General features: G+C 44.6%; 21 protein-coding genes. 12 read left to right on the top strand and 9 right to left on the bottom strand.

The window, feature by feature from the left end; all coding sequences use genetic code 11:
* The first annotated feature begins 13 nt into the window (after positions 1 to 13).
* From BG260_RS05595 to nuoH, 9 genes are all read left to right on the top strand, one after another.
* Positions 14 to 637: a hypothetical protein gene (locus BG260_RS05595; RefSeq protein ID WP_069130980.1), complete on the top strand. Its 624-nt coding sequence runs from the start codon at positions 14 to 16 to the stop codon at positions 635 to 637.
* Between the two features lie 171 nt (positions 638 to 808).
* A complete protein-coding gene (locus BG260_RS05590; RefSeq protein ID WP_069130979.1) occupies positions 809 to 1,198 on the top strand; it encodes an NADH-quinone oxidoreductase subunit A in 390 nt (129 codons plus the stop codon).
* A gap of 9 nt (positions 1,199 to 1,207) precedes the next feature.
* A complete protein-coding gene (locus BG260_RS05585; RefSeq protein ID WP_069130978.1) occupies positions 1,208 to 1,690 on the top strand; it encodes an NADH-quinone oxidoreductase subunit B in 483 nt (160 codons plus the stop codon).
* Positions 1,691 to 1,695: 5 nt separating this feature from the next.
* Positions 1,696 to 2,208 (top strand): NADH-quinone oxidoreductase subunit C, encoded by a 513-nt coding sequence (locus BG260_RS05580; protein ID WP_069130977.1) that lies wholly within the window; start codon positions 1,696 to 1,698, stop codon positions 2,206 to 2,208.
* 9 nt (positions 2,209 to 2,217) lie between these two features.
* Positions 2,218 to 3,510 carry an NADH dehydrogenase (quinone) subunit D gene (gene nuoD, locus BG260_RS05575; RefSeq protein ID WP_069130976.1) on the top strand — a complete coding sequence of 431 codons (1,293 nt, stop codon included), beginning with the start codon at positions 2,218 to 2,220 and terminating at the stop codon, positions 3,508 to 3,510.
* A 4-nt stretch (positions 3,511 to 3,514) separates the two neighbouring features.
* Positions 3,515 to 4,045, top strand: a complete 531-nt coding sequence (locus BG260_RS05570; RefSeq protein ID WP_069130975.1) for an NADH-quinone oxidoreductase subunit NuoE family protein — start codon at positions 3,515 to 3,517, stop codon at positions 4,043 to 4,045.
* Between the two features lie 5 nt (positions 4,046 to 4,050).
* Entirely contained in the window at positions 4,051 to 5,346 is a 1,296-nt protein-coding gene (gene nuoF / locus BG260_RS05565) for an NADH-quinone oxidoreductase subunit NuoF (protein WP_069130974.1), read from the top strand.
* Positions 5,347 to 5,429: 83 nt separating this feature from the next.
* A complete protein-coding gene (locus BG260_RS05560) occupies positions 5,430 to 7,163 on the top strand; it encodes a molybdopterin-dependent oxidoreductase (RefSeq protein WP_069130973.1) in 1,734 nt (577 codons plus the stop codon).
* A 19-nt stretch (positions 7,164 to 7,182) separates the two neighbouring features.
* The gene (nuoH, locus tag BG260_RS05555) at positions 7,183 to 8,184 is read left to right on the top strand and encodes an NADH-quinone oxidoreductase subunit NuoH (RefSeq protein ID WP_069130972.1); all 1,002 of its coding nucleotides are present in this window, start codon (positions 7,183 to 7,185) and stop codon (positions 8,182 to 8,184) included.
* Positions 8,185 to 8,701: 517 nt separating this feature from the next.
* On the opposite strand, the gene BG260_RS05550 is transcribed toward nuoH, so the two are convergent.
* The 8 genes from BG260_RS05550 to BG260_RS05515 all read right to left on the bottom strand — a co-directional run bounded on the left by BG260_RS05550 (position 8,702) and on the right by BG260_RS05515 (position 15,950).
* On the bottom strand, positions 8,702 to 9,433 hold the full coding sequence (locus tag BG260_RS05550) for an ABC transporter ATP-binding protein (protein WP_069130971.1): 732 nt from the start codon (positions 9,431 to 9,433) through the stop codon (positions 8,702 to 8,704).
* A 1-nt stretch (position 9,434) separates the two neighbouring features.
* A complete protein-coding gene (locus tag BG260_RS05545; RefSeq protein ID WP_069130970.1) occupies positions 9,435 to 10,796 on the bottom strand; it encodes an efflux RND transporter periplasmic adaptor subunit in 1,362 nt (453 codons plus the stop codon).
* Positions 10,797 to 10,823: 27 nt separating this feature from the next.
* Complete coding sequence (locus BG260_RS05540) at positions 10,824 to 12,176, bottom strand: TolC family protein (protein WP_245683905.1); 1,353 nt, start codon at positions 12,174 to 12,176, stop codon at positions 10,824 to 10,826.
* Positions 12,177 to 12,302: 126 nt separating this feature from the next.
* Complete coding sequence (locus BG260_RS05535) at positions 12,303 to 12,674, bottom strand: DUF883 C-terminal domain-containing protein (RefSeq protein ID WP_069130968.1); 372 nt, start codon at positions 12,672 to 12,674, stop codon at positions 12,303 to 12,305.
* Positions 12,675 to 12,684: 10 nt separating this feature from the next.
* A complete protein-coding gene (locus BG260_RS05530; protein WP_069130967.1) occupies positions 12,685 to 13,104 on the bottom strand; it encodes a hypothetical protein in 420 nt (139 codons plus the stop codon).
* Positions 13,105 to 13,107: 3 nt separating this feature from the next.
* On the bottom strand, positions 13,108 to 13,311 hold the full coding sequence (locus BG260_RS05525) for a hypothetical protein (protein ID WP_069131046.1): 204 nt from the start codon (positions 13,309 to 13,311) through the stop codon (positions 13,108 to 13,110).
* Between the two features lie 177 nt (positions 13,312 to 13,488).
* A complete protein-coding gene (locus BG260_RS05520) occupies positions 13,489 to 14,715 on the bottom strand; it encodes an ABC transporter permease (protein ID WP_069130966.1) in 1,227 nt (408 codons plus the stop codon).
* Between the two features lie 2 nt (positions 14,716 to 14,717).
* Positions 14,718 to 15,950, bottom strand: coding sequence for an ABC transporter permease (locus tag BG260_RS05515; RefSeq protein ID WP_069130965.1), 1,233 nt, complete (start codon positions 15,948 to 15,950; stop codon positions 14,718 to 14,720).
* Positions 15,951 to 16,105: 155 nt separating this feature from the next.
* Here BG260_RS05515 and bshB1 point away from each other — a divergent pair, with 155 nt between their 5' ends.
* The 3 genes from bshB1 to BG260_RS05500 all read left to right on the top strand — a co-directional run bounded on the left by bshB1 (position 16,106) and on the right by BG260_RS05500 (position 21,441).
* A complete protein-coding gene (gene bshB1 / locus BG260_RS05510; RefSeq protein ID WP_069130964.1) occupies positions 16,106 to 16,849 on the top strand; it encodes a bacillithiol biosynthesis deacetylase BshB1 in 744 nt (247 codons plus the stop codon).
* Between the two features lie 277 nt (positions 16,850 to 17,126).
* Positions 17,127 to 20,087 carry an amidohydrolase family protein gene (locus BG260_RS05505; RefSeq protein WP_176719439.1) on the top strand — a complete coding sequence of 987 codons (2,961 nt, stop codon included), beginning with the start codon at positions 17,127 to 17,129 and terminating at the stop codon, positions 20,085 to 20,087.
* Between the two features lies 1 nt (position 20,088).
* Positions 20,089 to 21,441 carry an amidohydrolase family protein gene (locus BG260_RS05500; RefSeq protein WP_069130962.1) on the top strand — a complete coding sequence of 451 codons (1,353 nt, stop codon included), beginning with the start codon at positions 20,089 to 20,091 and terminating at the stop codon, positions 21,439 to 21,441.
* 129 nt (positions 21,442 to 21,570) lie between these two features.
* Here the strand turns inward: BG260_RS05500 and BG260_RS05495 are convergent, their stop codons facing one another.
* The gene (locus tag BG260_RS05495) at positions 21,571 to 22,377 is read right to left on the bottom strand and encodes an inositol monophosphatase family protein (protein ID WP_069130961.1); all 807 of its coding nucleotides are present in this window, start codon (positions 22,375 to 22,377) and stop codon (positions 21,571 to 21,573) included.
* Positions 22,378 to 22,379 lie beyond the last annotated feature (2 nt).

Genomic DNA, 22,379 nt, shown 5'->3' with positions numbered 1-22,379 from the left:
AACATTGAATTTTATGATCAGGGTTTTCACAATCATTCTCTCATTTCTTTTATTCAGCTGTGCAAACAGTGAACAAGAGAAGGAAACAGATGATGCTGAACATTCTTTCATGCAGCTTACAGTTACGGAACTCTACACACAGTGCGACGACACTCTATTCGCTGCAATCTATCATCACCCTGTAACCCGCACATTATATAACAACCCAACTTTTTGGGCAGGTCAGCCTGTATCGGCGTTTCACGACCTGATGAATACAGATCAAAAAGAAAAATTATTGATGGAGCTCCATCAAATAATGGACGAAACGACCGACCGGGACCTGTGGGCAGAAGTTTCTAACCAGCTTTCTCAATGGTGTAAAACTTCAGATGTGGTGGATCATGCTGAAAAAAGTTTGAGCCGAGAGGAGATCCTTGCCACTCTCTACAGCAGTGACCGGTTTAGCTATCTTTATAACGAATTTGAAAGCAGAGACCTCTTTCAAAATGATGAAATGCTCCCCATTGACAAGGTTGCATCACTCTCCTCGGCTCAAAGCAACGGCGTGATTACTACACTGATCACCGACATGGCTATGAGCCGACCCTTTGTTTTTCAATCGGAACTCAATCAGTTAGAAGAGTTACTTCTTTGACCGTTACACCTCCACTCTCTCCCTTTTCTGCTCACAAAAAACATACCCGCATATTTTTTTAAAAAAGAGTTCAAAGTTGGGTATAAAACCTGCTATATTTGAAGGGTATATTCGTTGACTTTCCGTCGTTGTGGCGGTAATTTAGAGCAAAAATAATTCTAACCGTATTTCATGCTTGAACAATATTATCCCATTCTGGTCCTGATTGGCGTTGCTTTTGTATTGGCGCTGGTTTTAATGTCACTCTCAAGAATTCTGGGACCATACAGACCAAATACCAACAAGCTCAGCCCTTACGAAAGTGGAATGGATCCAGTAGGTGAGGCGAAAGAGCGCTACTCAATCGCTTTTTATTTGGTAGCAATGGAATTTATCGTGTTTGACCTTGAGGTCGTTTTCATATATCCATGGGCAGTTCGCTTTATGGAGCATGGTACAGGAACGTTTCTGGCTATGACGATCTTTATTGTAATCCTATTCATCGGGTTGATTTATACCCTCAAGAAAGGCACCCTGGACTGGGACGTGAAAAACATTAAATACGAAGCTTTATCGAAATAACTTAAGATTATGGGTTTAGAAAGTTCTCTTAGTGAAGGCTATTTAACTACCAGAGTAGATGCTTTGGTAAATTGGGCGCGTTCAAATGCTGCATGGCCAATGCCGATGGGTTTGGCATGCTGTGCTATTGAAATGATGGCATTTGCAGGTCCTCGGTATGATGCCGCTCGGTTTGGATCAGAAGTGATGAGATTCTCTCCGCGCCAGAGTGATGTTATGATTGTTGCAGGCTGGTGTACATACAAAATGTCTCACGCTATCCGAAGAATCTGGGATCAGATGCCCGACCCAAAATGGTGTATAGCCATGGGTGCTTGTGCGTCAACCGGTGGAATGCACCGATGCTACGGTGTGGTTCAGGGAGTAGATAACTTCCTGCCCGTGGATGCCTACATCTCAGGCTGCCCTCCCCGACCGGATGCCGTACTCCACGCTCTCATGAAAATTCAAGATAAAATTAAAACCGAGCACTCTGTTACGCTCGACAGTTAATTCCTATGAGTTTAGAATTATCAGAATCTCTTCAAAAAACCGTAGATGCTCTTACTGAATCTTTTTCTAAAAAGATTTTAGATGTTTACCAGTCTTCCGGCCGAACGTTTGTTTTGGTGGATCTGAATTCAATTATTGAAATCTCAACTTTTTTGAAGGAAAATCAACATTTTACTTACCTGGCAGACGTTTTTGGAATTGATCGTTACACTTCAGATGACAGATTTGAAGTGGTATACAATCTCATTTCATTAAAAAACGGTGATCGGCTTTTTGTAAAAGTTCGATGCGAGGAAGAAAACCCGGAAGTTGATTCTGTCACATCAGTTTGGCAGTCTGCCGGATGGAATGAGCGTGAAGTCTATGACATGTTCGGAATCAAATTCAACAATCATCCGGACCTCAGACGAATCTTTATGCCGGAAGATTTTGAATATTTCCCGCTTAGAAAAGAGTTCCCACTACTCGGAATTCCCGGCTCTATCGATCTTCCAAATTCAACACCTGATACTGAATAGTAAGATTTTATGAAATTAACGGACATTCAATCGAAAGTTGATTCCAAGTTCTTTAAGGAGCACCAGAAAAAGCTCTATCAAAGTCTTGAAGACAAACACACCACCATTGAAGAGCTCGATGACGGCGATCCGCTGACATCCAAAATGGTGTTAAACATGGGCCCTCAGCACCCTGCTACGCACGGTGTATTACGGCTTGTTCTTCAGTTGAACGGCGAATCAATCGAAAAAACGAAACTGGATATCGGTTACCTCCACAGAGGTGTTGAAAAAATTGCCGAGAATAAGACGTATCAAGAGTTCATGCCGTACACAGACCGCATGGACTATCTTTCGCCTTACAGTAATAACGTAGCTCTCTGTCAGGCAGTTGAAAAGCTATCAAATGTTGAGGTGCCTGAACGTGCGCACTACATCCGGATGATCGGTGCTGAACTTGCACGAATTTCATCGCACCTTCTCTGGCTTGGAACCATGGTAATGGATGCCGGAGCTGTATCATTCTTTATCTGGACATTCAAAGAGCGTGAGAAAATCTACGATATCATGGACCGTTTGGCCGGTCACCGTTTTACGGTATCTCATGCCAGAATTGGGGGAGTTGCTAACGACATTACCGATGAAGCCATGGGCGCCATCAAAGAGTTTGTCGATACATTCCCGAATGAATTGAAAGATTATCATAAACTGCTCGACAGAAACCGAATATTCTTCGACAGAAATGAGGCTGTAGGTGTATTGAAAACCGAAGACGCGCTTCGTTACGGTGCAACCGGTCCCGTGCTGCGAGCATCAGGCTTTGGAATGGATATTAGAAAGTTTGAACCGTATGCCCGGTACAACGAAGTAGAGTTCGACATCCCTACCCGCCTCGAAGGTGATAACCTTGCAAGGTACTATGTACGTATGGAAGAGATGAGCGAAAGTATTCGAATCATCAAACAGTGCTTGGATAAATTGCCAAAAGGCCCGGTTCGTACCGATAATGCTAAACAGGCCTACCCTTCCAAAGATGAAGTATACTACTCAATGGAAGGAATGATTCATGACTTTATGATGACAGATACCGGTATCTGTCCGCCTGAGGGCGCAGAGGCTTACACAGCTGTTGAATCACCCAAAGGTGAATTGGGATATTACATACAAAGTGACGGAACGGGTCACCCATGGAGATTAAAAATTCGAGCCCCTTCTTTTGTCAATTTACAGGTATTAGAAAATGTAATTGACGGAGAAATGGTAGCCGATACAGTAGTCATAATTGGAGGAATTGATCCCGTATTGGGAGAAGCTGATAAATAGATCTATGAAATACGAATTCACAGAAGACGATTTACAAGAAATAGAAAAGATCAAAGCGAAGTATCCTGAAGTAAAAGCAGCCACTCTGCCTGCACTTTGGGTGGCACAAAATCGCTTTGGCCATGTAAATTCAGACGTCCAAAAGCTTGTTGCAGAGACATTGGAGCTTCCTGAAGCACACGTTCATGGTGTGGCAACTTTCTACACTCAATATTACAAGGAGGAGAAAGGTAAGTTTGTTCTAGATGTTTGTACCTGCCTTAGCTGTCAGCTTTGCGGCGGATATGATGTTCTGGAGCGTGCGGAAGAGAAGCTCGGAATTAAGGCCGGAGAAACAACCGATGACGGTATGTTTACCCTGAATGAGGTTGAGTGCTTGGGAGCCTGCGGCTATGCACCCATGCTTCAGATCACAAACGACAAGTATGTGAATAATCTCACTCCCGAGAAGATTGAGAGTTTGATTGAAGACCTCAAAGCAGGGAAAACTCCCGAATACGAACAAATTGAAATGCCACTCAGAAAAGTTAAATAAGCATTATGAGTACTGTTGATTGGAAAAATTACGAACCGGTACTGATTCCAAACATCAAGGATATTCACAAAATTGATGTTTACAGAAAAAATGGTGGCTACGAAGCCCTTAAATCGGTTCTGACTGATAAGAAGAAGTGGGCAGACCAAAAAAGTGTTATCGAAGAGGTTAAGAGTGCAAACATTCGGGGACGCGGTGGTGCCGGGTTCAATGCCGGACTAAAGTGGTCTTTTATGCCTCCTGCCGACGGTGGGCCTCGATATCTCGCCTGTAACGGTGATGAATCTGAGCCGGGGACCTTTAAAGACCGAAAGATTTTTGAATACAACCCTCATGTATTTATTGAAGGTGCATTGATCGCTGCATACGCCATGGAAATCACGTCGATCTACGTCTATATACGCGGTGAGTACAAAGCCTATATTCAAATGATGGAAAAGGCCATCCAGGATGCTTACGATGCAGGAATGATCGGTAAAAATATTTTTGGATCGGACTTTAGCGTCGATTTTTATGTTCACTCAGGTGCAGGTGCATACATTTGCGGTGAGGAGACATCCATGCTTGAGTCTTTAGAAGGGAAACGCGGTTATCCACGAGTGAAGCCCCCATTCCCCGCACAGAAAGGTTTATGGGGACGTCCCACCACAATCAATAACATTGAGACCCTCTCCCATGTGACGAGCGTAATTAACAGGGGAGCAGATTGGTTTAAGAGTATCGGTGCAGAGAATCACCCCGGCCCTATTCTTTACGGAATTTCCGGCCATGTAAATCGTCCGGGAGTTTATGAATTACCCAGTGGTGTTCCTGTATTCGATCTCATTAATGATGTAGCCCAGGGAATGAGAAATGGAAAGAAATTAAAAGCCGTCATTCCAGGCGGTTCATCAACACCGGTTGTAAGAGCCGATCAGCTCGATGGTGTAACCATGGACAGCGACTCTTTGCGTGAAGTGGGTACCATGTTGGGTACTGCCGGAATGGTTGTAATGGACGAAGACACCGACATGGTAGATATGCTTTGGAGAATTACTCACTTCTACCATCACGAGTCCTGCGGACAATGTACACCTTGCCGTGAGGGAACCGGCTGGCTTGAAAAGGTTATGCTAAAGATCAAAAACGGTGAAGGTGAGATTAAAGATTTAGATCTTTTGCTCGACATTACCACTCAAATGGAAGGACGAACCATTTGTGCACTGGCTGATGCTGCTGCATGGCCGGTTCGCCACACAATTACACGCTTCCGTGATGAATTTGAAGCAAGATGCAAAAAATCAGTTCACGCAGTAGCCTGACTATCAACGCAACTATAAATAGAAATTCACAGATCGCTGTTTAGCACTGCTAATTGGCACTATTAAATTAAAAAGTCAATATCATGCCTGAAGTATTTATTGATGGGAAACGATTCGAATATGAAGGTGAACAACGACTCCTTCAGTTCATTCAGGATCAGGGAATGGAAGTTCCGTTTTTCTGCTACCACCCCTCTCTTTCTGCACCGGCAAACTGCCGACAATGTTTGGTAAAAGTGGGTCAACCGGTTAAAGATCGGGAAACCGGAGAGTATGAGCTGGATGAAAATGGAGAGCGGGTTATTCGCTGGTTCCCAAAATTGCAAACTTCTTGCAATACCATGATATCAGACGGTATGGTTGTGCATACCCAAGAGACAGATGATCTGGTAAAAAGAGCACAAAAAGATACCTTAGAGTTTATTCTTATCAACCACCCGCTCGACTGCCCTATTTGTGATCAGGCGGGGGAATGCCCACTCCAGATTCAAACGTATAAATACGGACCGGAAGGAAGCCGATTTGAGGTAAAGAAAGTTCATAAACCAAAGCGTATTCAATTGGGGCCGCGTGTAATTCTGGATGCTGAACGGTGCATCAACTGTACACGATGTGTGCGATTTACAGATGAGGTCAGTAAAACTCATCAGTTAACAATTACCTCTCGTGGAGATAAAAATTACCCAATTACGGCACCGGATCGTGAGTTTGATGATGCTTACTCTCTCAACACGGTTGATATTTGTCCTGTTGGTGCACTTACTTCCGCTGATTTCAGATTTAAAGCCCGGGTTTGGGAGATGAATCAGACTCCAAGCATTGACATTACCAATGCAAAAGGAACGAATATTGACATCTGGACGAGAGATAATCTCGTATTGAGAATAACTCCGCGATATAACGAAGCGGTAAACGATCACTGGATGCCGGATGAGGGGCGCGAAGCATATCGCCTGTTTAATGAGAATCGTGTTTCAAGACCTCATCAAAAAATTGATAACGAACAGGTTAAATCATCCTGGAACAATGCGTTTGCTACCGTTGCAGAGCAGTTAGAAGGAGTTGATAAAAAAGATGTTCTGTTAATTGGAAGTTCGCACGCATCGGTTGAAGAAAACTACATTCTGTCAAAGTTATCTTCCCTTTTAGGCTATAACGAACCGGTTTTCACCTCCCACACAGAAAAAGGAAAAGGAGATGGATTCCTTCTTACTGATGATCTTGCTCCGAACGCCAATGGATGCCGACTGCTTGGGTTTAATGAAGTTGATAACAGCAAATTGTCTGGACTTGCAGAAAAGGCCAAAGTTGTACTTCTTCTGAACGATAATCTGGTAGACCGTGAGGTGTTGAGTGAAGATCAACTGAATAACACATTTGTTGTCTCTTTCTCTACAAATCACTCACAAACATCAAAAACCGCTGATCTGGTTATTCCGATCACATGCATTGCGGAACATGCCGCAAGCTATGTGAATATTGATGGACGAATACAACGATCCTTCCCTGCTAAGGAGACGAAATATACCAATCGCAGACTCGATTTTGAGATGAATGAAGGTCGATTAGACCGGTACGGAACCAACTTTGATAATTGGGTTACGGAAGAAAATAAAGTAGACTGTCTTCCATTCTGGATTGTAGCCTCCAAACTTGCAGATCAATTGGGAGTGGATGGTTTTGACTACGGCAATGGAAGAGAAATTATGGAGGAGATCTCCTCTACCCTCGCTCCGTTTGAAGGGGTAAGCTATGCCAGAATGGATGAGGAGTCTGGAATTGTATTAGACCAGGAAAAAACAACAGTAAAATCTTAATTATTTAATTTCTTAGGGGATGGCTGAAGTCACATTGACATCTTATATCGTTTTAGGAGTAGGCCTGTTTATGCTTCTGAACTCTGCTGCAATTACTGTATATGCAGAACGACGGGTTGCAGGTTTAATTCAAAACAGAGTTGGACCTAACCGGGTGGGGCCATTCGGATTACTCCAACCGATCGCAGACGTGTTGAAACTTATCTTTAAAGAGGATGTAACTCCTGACAAAGGAAATAAAGTTCTTCACACAGTTGCACCAATGATTCCTGTAGTTACCGCACTGTTAACAGTTGCTGTTATTCCATTTGGTGAGGGACTCTATGCCACCGACATCAACGCAGGTGTTCTGTACTTGCTGGCAGTTGCCTCATTGGGTGTTTACGGTGTAACTCTTGCCGGATGGGCCTCAAACAGTAAATACTCCCTTTTAGGTGGATTGAGAGCTGCGGCACAGATGATCAGTTATGAACTGCCGCTGGGTATGGCTGTTGCATCCGTCATTCTTTTTGTAGGTTCGCTAAGTGTGGTGGATGTTGCAGTAGCACAGGAGAACTGGTGGTTTGTATTTCTCAACCCAGTTGGAGCTATCATTTTTATCATAGCAGCCTTTGCCGAAAGTAACAGAACTCCTTTCGATCTCGTAGAGGCAGAACAGGAACTTGTCGGTGGTTTTCATACCGAGTACAGCTCCATGAAGTTTGGTATGTTCTTCCTCGCAGAGTACATGCACGTCGTGATCAACTCTATGCTGATGACTACCTTCTTTTTTGGAAGCTACCATTTGCCATTTGCAGGATACTGGCTGCCGGAGCTTTCCCCTTTGGTGAAAGGAATTCTGGATGTTAGTGTATTCACAGCAAAAACTGCATTCTTTGTCTTCTTCTTTATCTGGGTTCGGTGGACCATTCCAAGATTTAAGTATAACCAGGTGATGAAACTGGGTTGGTCAAGACTTTTACCAATCAGTATTCTTAACTTTTTTGTGATTGCTGCCATCCTCTTCTTCATCGTCGGATAGGAACAGTCACAATTTGCTTTCTTAAACCCTTGTTAACGTTTAACAAGGGTTTTTTTATTGATATGAGAATCGTGCCATCTGTTGTTTATCATCTACGCCAAGTAATTGACTTTACGCACAACAGGTATCTGAATGGCACCCATTGGCATGATTGCTGTAAGAATCATTTGGTGTGAACTCTACACTCATATTGCAACTTACAATTAAGAGCAAGTAGAAGTGTAATGTTGCTATCAGCTTTTTTAAAGCGGCTGACAATTAAGTGCCGGAGTTATTCTCTTGAAATCTTATGGTCTTCGTGAGTTATGGGATTTGGTAGGTTTGGACGCTGCCAAACCTAAACAAGAAGACTTTTTATTCTACACTACAGACACACTCACCGGGGAAGTATCTTAATCGAAAAGCGATGGTTAGGACTCTCTGAATATCCTATCAAGATCCATGAAAGGGTTTAGATTCAGGGAGAGCTTTTATTGATTTAGCTGAAGTAAATTCCCATCTAATCAAGGAAAGTTACCTATGCAGGCTGCATGGTTAAATCACGATTGGAAAGTACAGGATTATCAACCCGCTCGTCCGACTCAATTAAGCCGTCCCGTAATCGGACAACTCTGCGAGCATGCTCAGCAATCTCATTCTCGTGTGTTACCAGAATAATGGTATTCCCTGCCCGGTAGAGCTCTTCAAAAAGATTCATGATCTCTTCTCCGGTTTTGGTGTCGAGGTTCCCTGTAGGCTCATCAGCAAGAAGAATAGACGGATTGTTGACCAATGCACGGGCAATTGCCACTCGCTGACGCTGCCCGCCTGAAAGTTCATTGGGTTTATGATCTACCCGATCTCCCAGTCCCACACGGGTCAGAACATCCTTCGCGCGCTTTTTTCTTTCTGAACTTTTTATTCCGGAGTATATCAACGGTAGCTCTACATTACTGAGGCAGTCTGTTCTGGGAAGTAGATTGAATGTCTGAAAGACAAACCCGATCTCTCGATTTCGAACCTGAGCAAGTTCAGAATCATCCAGTTCGCTAACACGATTGCCATTCAAAATATACTCACCGGAAGTTGGTGTATCGAGACAGCCAATCATATTCATTAATGTTGACTTTCCGGATCCTGAGGGTCCCATTATGGCTATATATTCGTTTTCATCCACGTTAAATGTCACTCCGTTCAAAGCCCGAACGATGGTTTCACCCATTTTATAGTGCCGTGTTAAATCTTTAATCTCAATTACTTTCTTTGCCATATCAGTTTCCTCCGAGCGCTGCGATCTTATTTCTGTTTTGTACTTTTATCGGATTTCCATCATTGAGTACCCGCGAAAGAATTCGATAACTGCCTGTTACCACCTCAGCTCCTGTATCTACACCGCTCATAATCTGAATGTGTGTATTGTCGCTGATTCCTGTTTCAACTTCAACGCGTTTTGCAATTCCATTATCGTTTACAAATACAACTCTTCGAAAATCCTCGTCAGTGCTACGTGATCTAACTCCCGATGTTTCGCCATCCTCATCACTTTCCTGCTTATCCTCGGCGAAATTTCGAACTGTAACGGCCTGAATAGGAACTGAAACCACATCGTACACAGTGTTTGCCTTGATATCTACGGTGCCCGACATTCCCGGTTTAAAATTTGGGATAAATTCCGGCACTTCAGAATCTGTGGCATCCTGTGCTAAAATGCGATCAGGAGACTGATCCAGGTTATGCGGTGTAGTTATCCGAATTTTCACTTTATAATTCGTAACCTGATCGGCCGAACCTGAACCCGTTACATCTGCAGAGTTGGCTATCTCTGTCACAACTCCTTCAAATGTTCGATTCGGATAGGCATCCACTTCTATCAGGGTAGTGTCGGTTAACGAGACGTTCACGATATCGTTTTCATTCACATCCACCACAACTTCCATCTGCTCCATTCGGGCAATTCTCATCATCTCTGTACCGGCAGTCTGAGCCTGCCCCAGCACACGTTCTCCCCGTTCCACTGCCAGCCGACTGATTGTACCGTCTTTCGGTGAACGAATCACCGTCTGCTGAAGCTCCTCCTCTGCCCTGCGAAGCTGTGCCCGCGCACTTTCTATTTGAAATTCTGCAGCTTTAAGATTCGCTTTTTGTGCTTCATAATTATTTTTGATCTGAAGAAACTCCAGCTCAGAAATAAGCTCCCGATCGTATAGCTGTTGATTTTTCATGAACTCCGCTTCAGCCTGTAGCATTGTCGCCCGTGCCTGCTCCATTCGAGACTGTTGGGTAAGCAGTGCGGCATTCAACTCATCAATTCTCGCTTCATAAATATCCGGCTTAATTCTCAGCAGAAGTTCACCTTCGCGTACAAAGTCACCCTCCTTTACGTTGAGCTCAATAATCTCGCCGGATACATCGGGCCGAATAATCACTTCCACTTCCGGTTGAATGCGGCCGGATGCAGAAACAAGCTGGGTGATGGTTCTCAATTCAGCTTGTTGGGTTTCAACTTCCACTTCTCCGGAGTCGCCATCCAACCAGCCGGCTGTTTTAGCGACAATTGCCAGAACTACCATCGCAAATAGAAGTATGCCGAGTAGTTTTAATAGTTTTTTTGTCGCAGACTTATTTTTTCCCATCACCCTTACCGTTAGTTACTGTTTGTTTTAAAATTGAAACTCTGAATTTAGCTGACCGATGTAGTAATCGAGCAGTTTCTCCTGGAATACAAAGTTGTAAACTGCCTGTATTCGGTTGCTCTGTGCCTGTACGTAATTTGCATTGGCCTGATTCAGCTCGATCAGCGTTGTGGATCCAACTTCGTAGCGCTGCTGTTCTGTTTCGTATGCACGCTCAGCCGCTCTCAGTGCTTTTTCTGATGATTCCAACTCTTTAACGATAGATACATAGTCGTTATACGCCTGACGAACTTCTTCAGTTACCTGAAAGCGTACATTGTCGAGAGCAAGTTCACTGTTTTTAAGTTGAACTCTTGCGCTTTCGATGCTGGTTCGCGTATTCCATCGGTTAAAAATGGGTATTTGAATAGAAAAGCCAAGGGAACGTCTTACGTTTTGATCAAAAAACTGATCACTAAATGAAACGGTTTCCCCGGTAATAGGGTCACGGAGCTGATCACTCCAGCTGCCGTTAAAACCTGCACTTGCCGAAACGGTTGGATAGTACTGACCTCTGGCTATACGATAATTCTGCTGATTACTTTCAATATTGAATTCTTGTGCCCGAATATCGCTTCGCTGTTCAAGCGCAGCAGATATCATATCGTTCAAGCTTAAATCCATTGGCATCAGTGCCATCTCATCAACGGTAGGCATTACGGGATCCACCTCCGTGATGGAGTCATCTTGCATAATTCGAATAAGCCTTGCCATGCTCACTTCCAAAGCATTTTCTCGCTGTATCAAGGTCAGTTCATCATTGGCTACTACCGACTCCTGATTGTATTGGTCAACTGTTGGCCGAGATCCAACCTCGACCTCTGCTGAAATTCTTTCAAGCTGACCTCTGGAAGCTTCGAGGTTACTCTCAGCAATTTTTAGCAGCTCTCTATTTAATACCACTTCCAGAAATCGGCTGGCTGTATCAAACATCACATTCTCTTTCAGCCTCTGAAAGTTCAGCTCTTCTGATTCCCGATCAGCCTGAGCACCTCTTAAACCTGCAATATTTGCAAAACCATCAAAAATGGTAACGTTGGCATTTATGCTTCCACTCAGTCCGTAGGTTGTTCTGTCTTCAAACGAGAGATCCTCCTGAACAAACTGTCGACCTACGTTTCGGGAACCGTTAAAGCCTGCATTCAGTGATGGCAGGAAATCGGCTTGTGCACTTCGAACCCTGGTATCAGCCAGATTTCGATTATTTTCGGCCTGTTTAATCTGGTAATTATTTTCCAGCGCTGTATTGATCGCCTGTTCTATTGTCATGGATTGTGCCTGGGCAAACCCGATAACCGGAAAAAGTAGAAATAATGAGGTTAGTAATAGTTTCTGCATCATTCGGTAGTTATGATTATTTATTGGTGTTACACGAGAAAGTTTAAACAGAGTTACAGTAAAATTACTCCGTCTAAAAGATTTAATACGTTTTTTTACAAAAACCCCGTTAGAGGACGGGAAAAGTGATTAATTATTCTCAGATCCGGATCGCTTTCTGGAAGCCAACTGCTGGTCGACAACATCTGAGAGATAGTACATCGCTTTCTGTACAGCCATGTGCTTTAATTCGTTCATCAGAATAGACGAAATTCCACTTCGGGGGTTTGATTTGGAGTTGGAATATGAACGAGATTTATTGCTTCTCTTGAGCAGCCCAAGTGTAAAACCTGCTGCAGCCGCAACCGCGACAGACTTAATCGGATTCTTCTTTACATATCCGGTGGGACCGGTAATTTGGCCGAGGTTAGATTTCGCTTTCGTAATACGATTTTCAAAACCCGATTCAAGGAGTCGAATCTCATCTTTAAGCTTTTGCTTTCGTTCTTTCACCTCTTTCATCGATATGTGATTACTCTTTTCCAGCGTTCTCCTCTTGATTTTTTTGATCTGTTGCAGATGGACGAATCGACTCTTCCACCCCGTCCATCACTTTTGTAATCAACTCAGCCTGAATACGTTCTGTTAATTTTTTTGAACTGGTACGTGAAAAGATGAATCCTACCAGAAATAGCGGCAGCGAGGCGAGCAGGAACCCAAGAGCATTACTTTGAACCAGTTCACTCAGAAAAAATGCCACTCCCAGCCATAGAAACAGCAATGCCGAGCTGAGAATCAGCAGGCCAGCAATTTTTTGGAAAGACTGTGCAACAATCAATGAGATCTGCTCAGCAAAATTTATACTGATCAGCTGTATGCGTTTCTCAACATAGAGGCGTATCTCTTGTCCCAGGTTATTTTGGGTGTCGCTATCTTTTGGGCTGTCTGTCATAAATTATTTGAGTAATCTGGCCAGCAGGTATCCTGCTGCTGCACTAATCAAAACACTTTTAATCGGGTGCTTACGTATCAGAAGTTCTGATTCTGTTTTCAATTCCTGAATTTTTTCCTGCAACTCTTCATCCTGCAGAAATGAGTAGCCTTCCTCAATCACACCTTCCAGCTCTTCATTTAAATCGTTTATAATATCTTCATTCATCGTATTGTCCATTTTCATTTTCAAAAAAACTACAGGAGGGCTTGAATAGTGTTTTCAACCCTTCATGTAATCAAAATAACACCTTGATTGGTTTTCTTAAAACAGAACTTTCAATTCTCAAGTTCAATTTATCGGCTTAACACGTATTAGCCATAAAAAGTGAAGGGGCCTGATATACTATTCGTATCGGAGGCTTTCGATCGGGTCGAGACGAGCAGCTTTAAAAGCCGGATAAACTCCAAACAGTACACCAACTACGGTCATACCGATAACTCCACCGATAGCTGAGCTCCATGGAATAACCACACCGGACTCCAGCCAGATAGCCGCACCATTACCGAGAGCTGCACCAAGTAATATCCCCACGATTCCCCCGATTTGGCAAATGGCGATCGATTCCATCAAAAATTGAGACACAATAGCTTTTCGTGTGGCACCCACAGCTTTTCTGATACCGATTTCCCGTGTCCGTTCGGTTACGGATACCAGCATAATATTCATCACTCCAATTCCCGCACCGAGCAGTACCACACCGCCAACCACAAAACCGATCAGGTAAAGAACTCCGGTAAAACTATCAAAAACGCTTCCCAACGATTCATTGGTTGAAATTTCAAAATCGTTGGAACTCTCCGGGCTTACTTTACGGATGGCTCGTAAAATACCTGTAACTTCGTCGATAACGGCATCCAGTTTTTCAACGGAACCGGCCCGAACCTGAATTCCAATATTCTGATTCCGACCATAAACACCTTCAAGTGTGCTGTATGGCATCACCACAAACCGATCGAGTGTTTGACCGAAAACATTTCCTTTCGCTTCTGTAACTCCGATAATTGTATAGGGGCGGCCTTCAACCCGTATCGTTTTCCCGAGAGCCTCCTCCTGCTCAAACAGTGCACTCTTTACGTCTGCTCCAATAATGGTAACCGGACGTGAGTAGTCAATATCCTCTGCCGAGAAGTTACGTCCGACCTCAATTTCGTATGCGTTATTTGAGAGATAGTATTGATTTCCACCCCGGATGTTGATGTTAGGCTCGGTCTCCTCTTCTCCGTATGAAACCCTGGTAGTTCTGTACGTACGATTTGGACCAACTTCGGATGCCTGCCGGCTAAGTTCATGAAGGCGCTCCATTTGATCGACCGTAATATCTTTCCGGTTTCGGATCTCGTCCCAGTTCTCCCCTCCCATGTTAATTGCCGGAAACTTGCTGACAGTTATAACATCACCGCCCATCAAACTGAGTGTATCTTTAAAATATGTATCCAATACCAACACAGCCGTGTTTGCGCTGATGATCGCAAAGACACCGACTGCAATAGCCAGAAGCGTTAATGACGAGCGAAGTTTATTTGCCCGGAGTGAATCGATTGCCTGCCTGAAAACCTCAACAATATTCATACTTATTCGTACCTCAATGATTCAATCGGGTTGGATTTGGCAGCTTTATTGGATGGAAGGTAACCGAAGAGAATTCCAACAAATGTACAGATTAAAATGGCATTCAATACGGTGGTCCAATCCATGTAAGCTATGAAGAACTGGTTGATGATCTGGGTAATTCCCACAGAGAGAAGAACCCCAATCACTCCGCCCAGCATACAGATTACAATAGATTCCATTAAAAACTGAAGCAGAATTTCCCACGGCTGAGCGCCTACGGCTTTTCGGATTCCAATCTCCTTGGTTCGCTCTTTCACCGATACGAACATGATGTTCATCACACCAATACCCCCCACAAAGAGCGCCAGGCCGGTTAAAAAGATGCCAATTCCGTAGATCACCACTTTCATCCCCTGAAATTCTTGTTCAAAAAGGGCGGCTTTGTTGATTGCAAAATCGTCGTCGTCCATCGGGTCGAGCCCGCGAATCTGGCGCATCGCACCAATCACTTCATACTCACCGTCTACCATTAACTCTTCTGATGGGAACTGTACGGAGAGCCGAACATTATTACGAATATCAAAAATGGATGCCATAGCTGAAATGGGGATGACCATTTGATTGTCTAGATCTTCCATTCCGAGAAAACTTCCCTGTTTTTCGAGAACTCCTATCACCATAAATCTTTGTCCTCGAATCCTCACACGCTCGCCAATTGGATCCGAATCGGGAAAAAGGTGATCGGCCACACCGGCACCCAACACCACAACTTTAGCGGCTCTTTGCTCGTCCGAGTCGGTAAATGGGCGTCCGTCCCCAATATCCAGGCCTGCCGTTTCGAAATAAGATGCAGTTGCACCGGCGAGTCCCACACCTTCGGCTGTGCGATCCTCAAACCGAACAGATGTTCCCCGATAGACGTTTGCAGAAACCTCGGATGCATTTAACACCAAATCTCTCAATTGATCGACATAGCCAACTTCGAGCTCTCTTCGATTACGGTACTCCCACCATTTGTACTCGCCGCCGAAGCCCCACGGCCACTTTTCAACAAACACCACGTTTCGCCCAAGCATATCCATACTATCCTCAAATGCCCTGTCTACACCATCGGTAATTGTATTCATCGCGGTCACAGATACGATACCGATGACGATACAGGTGGTTGTTAAGATAGCCCGCATCTTATTCGCCCAAAGTGAAGAGAGTGCAATCTTAAAACCTTCGGTAAAACTTGTAAAAATTCGATTCATCGATATTCGTGTGAACGGTGATCCTTTCTATAGACTTCTATTTAATCATTGAAAACGTTCTGATTAATATAGAAACAGTTTTCGAATGTGCGATACGGAAATAAACTCTTTTCGTTTCACTATATTTGAATAAAAACGAAAAACCTTATTTATCTATGAAAGTTGATATTCTTGCCTTTGGCGCACACCCCGATGATACTGAACTAAGCTGCTCCGGAACACTGGCCTCATTGATCAAACAGGGGAAAAAAGTGGCCGTAGTTGATCTAACCCGGGGCGAGATGGGTTCTCGCGGCACGCCCAAAATTCGGATGAAGGAAGCTGCTGAGGCTGCTAAAATACTGGGGCTTTCCGCACGGGAAAATCTGGGGCTACCCGACACAGAACTGCGCAACAAACGAGCTTTCCATCTTCCCATTATACAAGCTGTACGTAAATTCAAACCCCATGTTTGTCTGATTCCTGCACCATCAGACCGACACCCCGATCATGGGGATGCGGCGCGTTTGCTTATTGATGCCATCTTTTACGGCGGATTGATCAAAATTGAAACAAAAGATGAGAATGGAAATCTTCAAGAGCCTCACAGGCCTTCACATGTGCTCCACTTTATGCAGGATCGCCCGTTCGAACCGGATGTTGTATTTGATATTTCAGACACCATTGATATCAAAGAGGAAGCGATTAAAGCATTTTCAACACAGTTTGATGTAGCTGACCCCGGAGATGAACCGGAAACTTACATATCTGATCCTGAGTTTTTTCAGGCCCTTCGTGCAAGAGCTAAACATTTCGGACACCTCGGCGGCTTTTCGTATGGTGAAGGATTCCTCTATCAAAGCAAACCAATACCTTTGAGTTCGTTCAACTTGTTTTCGGAAACCAAACCGAAACGGTAATGTCATTAACTATGCCATGTCTACTATGAGATTTCTGAAGTTATCGATTCAATCCCTGAGAGACATGGTACTCAAATCTAATGTTGGTTTCATTTACAATTTTTTTCGATTCGCTCACCCTCACTTCTATATTTTATTTTGAATCGACCGATCGATTTATAAATTATGATCCTCGGTAGTAAACGCGTTGGCAATTCTTACCGATCCAATTCTGAACCTAATGGTTCAGTCTCTATCACTTACCAATTTTATTAACCCTGAACCACACACAGATTCTATGAATCATACATACGACTCTCTGAAAAACTTACACTCTTCAGTGTTGCGGTGGCTTTTACTTCCACTGCTTCTGCTGGCACTCCCTGCATGGGGTGTGGCACAAACCACTCCCATCGACGGGATGAAAGATAATACACCAAATGTTCACGCATTCACCAATGCCACCATTGTTACAGCTCCAGGTGAAACCGTCCGAAATGCAACCCTTGTCATCCGAAATGGTGTTGTTGAAGCCGTTGGGAGACGCGTAACTCCACCGGCAGATGCACGTGTTTGGGATATGGAAGGAAAAACGATCTATCCCGGTTTTATTGATCCTTATACAGATCTCGGGATGAATGATCCGCGAGTTGAGTTAGATCGTGGTAATGTCTCGTGGAATCCAAACCTTCGCGCTCACCTCAAAGCGGAACAGGAGTTTGACAATGAAAATGATGGCAGTGATGATTTAAGAAAGCAGGGTTTTACAGCCGCACTCACACTTCCTCCTCTCGGTATTTTCAAAGGGGAAGCTGCCGTTATGAGCCTCAAAGACGGTCTTTCTGCCGACCGTGTTGTGCAATCCGGTGTAGCCCAGGGAGCTACTTTTTCACGATTCAGAGAGTTTGGGTTCACCTATCCAACTTCGGCAATCGGAGTTATCGCATTCATCCGCCAAACCCTTTATGATGCAGACTGGTATGAAAGGGCCCATCAAGCCTATATGAACGATCGTTCACTGGAACGTCCGGAATCGAATGCTCCACTTGCCGCTCTTCGCAATGCAGCAAACGGTGAGCAGCCCCTCCTTTTTGAAACCGGCAGTGATGAAGAGATTCTGAGAGTCAGACGTCTTGCCAATGAGTTTAACATCACCCCATGGATTCTGGGTAATGGACATGAATATAAACTCCTTGATGTATTAAGGGATGGCGGGATGCCGCTTATTCTTCCACTCAATTTTGCCGATAAACCTGATGTGGATACACCTGAAAATGCACTCGGAGAAGATTTAGCCGATCTGCGCCACTGGTATCTGTCACCTGAAAATCCGGGCAGGGTTGCCGATGCGGGCATACAATTTTCCTTAACCACAAAAGGTCTCGACAACAAATCATCGTTCCTGCCTAACTTGAGAAAAGCGATCAAACTCGGGTTAAATAAAGAGACAGCCCTTGCCGCTCTTACAACAAACCCGGCAAACCTTCTGGGGATAAGTTCTACTCATGGTTCGATTGAATCCGGAAAAAGTGCAAGTTTCATCATTGCAGATGGAGATCTGTTTGAAGACGGTTCCAAAATCATCGACCTCTGGGTTGACGGAGATCACTATCGTATAAACCACGAAAATGCGATGAATCCGCGAGGTGTGTGGGAAATCGCCTCAAATGATGGATCAATTGACGGAACATTGAAGATTGAGGAAAACCGTCCCGGAAGACTCTCTGGCACCATGACCATCAGTGGCAGCGAAGTAGATCTGGCATCGGTCAGCTATGAAGATCTGCCAAGACGTATTCGCGCTCATTTTGCAGGCAGTGAAGCAGGTTTTGAAGGTCCTGTACGACTTACAGCATCTCTTGATGGAGACAATTTAAGAGGCTGGGCTGAGGTTTCAGGACGAGAACGTGTTCAATTCAGTGCTACCCGAACCAGTACACTGCCCGCAGCCGAAAATGGCGACTCCTCGAAAGAGTTGAATCGGGATGTTCAGCTTGCTGATCTGCGGCCGGCCATGGAGTACGGACGTGAAAGTATACCCGAACAGCCACAAAACGTATTTGTCCGTAATGCCACCATCTGGACCATGGGGGCCCAGGGAATCATGGAAAATGCCGACATGATTGTCTCAAACGGAGAGATCGTTGAAGTGGGACAGAACCTGCGCGCTCCGCGAAATGCTGTTATAATTGATGCGGAAGGTAAGCATGTAACCCCCGGTTTGATTGACGCTCACCTCCACTCCGGAGTTGACGGTGTCAATGAGGTTGGAAATGCAATTACTGCAGAGGTTCGAATGGGTGATGTACTGAACATCAATAATATCTGGATGTATCGTCAACTTGCAGGCGGCTTGACAACTGCACACGTCATGCACGGTTCAGCGAATCCAATTGGCGGACAAAATGTACACGTTAAAATGCGATGGGGCGCTCTCTCCGACGATCTTATGATTGAGGATGCACCGAGAACCGTAAAATTTGCACTGGGCGAAAATCCCAAAAGAGTCGGTTCCGACCGCTATCCTGAAACCCGAATGGGTACCGAACAGATTATTGAAGACCGTTTCCGCATGGCACGTGATTACGAAGCCAGATGGAATGAGTGGAATGAGACCGGACAGGGAATTCCGCCACGTAAAGATCTGCGCCTGGATGCACTCCTCGATATTCTTAACGGTGAAATCCTAATTATGTCTCACAGCTATCGTCAGGATGAAATCCTGATGCTGATGCGACTTGCCGAACGGTTCGACTTCAAAATCCACGCCTTCCATCACGGTGTTGAGGCGTATAAAGTAGCTCCGGAACTTGCAGAACATGGTGCAGGGGCGGTTGTATGGTCAGACTGGTCTTCATTCAAAATTGAGGCTTATGACGGAACACTCTACAATGCACGACTATTGAAAGAGGCGGGTGTTTTAACTTCACTACACTCCGATAACAGCCAGATTGCATCACGGATGAATTGGGAAGCGGCCAAGATGGTACGCGCCGGAATGGATCCGGAGGATGCACTTTCACTCGTTACCAGTGATACAGCAAAAATTCTTGGAATCGAAGACAGTGTCGGTTCACTCGAAAGCGGAAAGGATGCAGATTTTGTAATCTGGAATGGAGATCCACTTTCAACACTCACAAAAGCAGAACAGACCTGGATTGACGGTCGTAAATATTTTGACCTGGACGAAGATGCTGATCTGCAACGAGCCGTAGAGCGTGAGCGTGACCAGTTAATCCGACTTATCGTGGAGGAATAAGATGAAAATTTCAAAAATGAACCCGCGAACGGATATGATCAATCGTTTGAATATCAAAACGTACGAAACTATGAAAAACCTACTTTTAACTTGCACCCTGTTTGCTTTCGTGATGATAGCTGTACCGCAGGCTGATGCTCAAACCCCGGCTCCCAAACAGAGTGAACCCATCGCTCTTGTTGGGGGAACTATTCATACCTTAGCCGGTGATGTCATTGAAAATGGAACCATTCTGTTTGAAGATGGAAAAATTACCGCCATTGGTTCAAACGTGAATATTCCATCCGGTACACGGCAACAAAACGTTAGCGGCAAACATATTTATCCGGGTCTGATCGACTCTTACAGCCAGATGGGAATTACTGAAATCGGGGCTGTTAATATGACAAGTGATGTGAATGAGCAGGGCATAATCAACCCGAATGTGCTGGCCGAACGGGCATTTCACCCAGCCAGTCGCCACATACCGATTGCCCGATCTGCAGGAATTCTAACTGTAATAACCACTCCGGGCGGCGGTTTAATTTCCGGGCAGTCATCAGCGATGAAAACAGATGGCTGGGCATGGGATGAAATGACACTCAAATCGAGCACCGGACTAATCGTTAACTGGCCGTTTCCCAGCAGAAGCGATTACGAAGATAACATCCAAACACTGCGTGATGCATTTGCTGATGCTCGATCTTACATGAAAGCGCGGCAGGCTATGCGTTCGGGTCAGGCTCAGCGCCACGATACCGACAGCCGTTGGGAAGCGATGATCCCTGTTTTTGAAGGGAATGTTCCGGTGGTGGTAAGTGCCAATGAAGTGCGCCAGATTCAAGATGCCATAACCTGGGCCGAAGAGGAAGGTGTCCGGTTGATTATATTAGGCGGGTCTGATGCTCACCTGGTTACAGATCATCTGCGTTCAAAAAACATTCCGGTTATTATCACAAGCGTACAAACCTCCTCCAACAGAGACTGGGAGAGTTATGATGCACGCTATTCACTTCCTGCCAAGTTGCATGAAGCCGGTGTTACATTTGCCATTGCCGGCGGGTCAAGTGCAGCCTATGCACATCGGCTCCCGTATGAAGCGGGTACAGCAGCTGCGTTTGGTTTAGATGCCGATACAGCACTCAGATCACTGACTACATATCCGGCGGCCATTTTAGGCCTTGATGATTATGTGGGGACGCTCGAAGTTGGAAAAGACGCCTCTCTGCTGATCACAACCGGCAACCCAATCGAGTATAGCACTCAAATTGAACAGGTTTACGTTCAAGGGCGTGAAAGCGATATGATGGATGCCCATCGTCAGTTCTATGAGCTGTATCGTGAAAAGCTGGATCAGCGCAACGCAGAGCGGTGAATAAAACATTTACTGTCTGTTAACGATTCGACAAACAACACCTAAATTAAACCTGAACCCCATCAGATCTTTGTCTGATGGGGTTTTCTATTTACCTCCATCAGATGATAACAATTAAAAAAGAGCGGCTTAACTCTTCGGCTTTCTCAGTTCACGCGGAATAAACTCCTCTACCCTCTTGAGCAGCATGTTGTGAATTTCTGGATTTCCTGCAATAATTCTTTGGCCAAACAGCCATCTGTTTTCCCCAATCCAGTCTGTAACCAACCCTCCCGCTTCTTTTACGATAAGTGCGGCAGCAGCTACATCCCAGGCGTGGAGAGAGTATTCAAAGAAACCGTCAAACCGTCCACAGGCTACACAGCAAAGATCAAATGTAGCAGCTCCCGGTCTTCGAATTCCCTGAACTTCCTCCATAAGATGACGGAAAAGTTGTAAATACGGGTCAACAAGGCTCAGGTCGTTATACGGAAAACCGGTAGCAATAAAAGCATCTCTTGACTTGTGAGTGTTTGAAACCGAAATTTGTTCACCATTCAAAAATGCACCTTCACCGGCCACTGCAGTAAACTCTTCGTTCCTGTTCACCTCTATGACAACCCCAACAGCCGGTTTCTTGTCAATCCATAGAGCAACTGAAACACAATAGATCGGAAAATCGTGAGCAAAATTGGTTGTCCCGTCAATCGGATCTACGATCCATGTGCGAGAGTCGGTCAGATGTTCGTGTGCTTCCGTCTCTTCAGCCAGTATTTTATCTTCCGGAAAATGATCCTTAATGACTGATAATACTGCCTTTTCCGTTTCAAAATCAGCATCTGTCACCAGATCATGATACCCCTTTTCGCGGGTATTCAGTTTTTTGGTTTCAAAGCTTTTGATCATCTCAACGCCTTTTCGCGCGGCGTTTAAGGCAACCTTTAAATCATTATTCATAA

It is taken from the genome of Rhodohalobacter halophilus (assembly GCF_001715195.1).
Taxonomy (GTDB): domain Bacteria; phylum Bacteroidota; class Rhodothermia; order Balneolales; family Balneolaceae; genus Rhodohalobacter; species Rhodohalobacter halophilus.
This window is presented reverse-complemented; position numbering and strand designations above follow the sequence as displayed.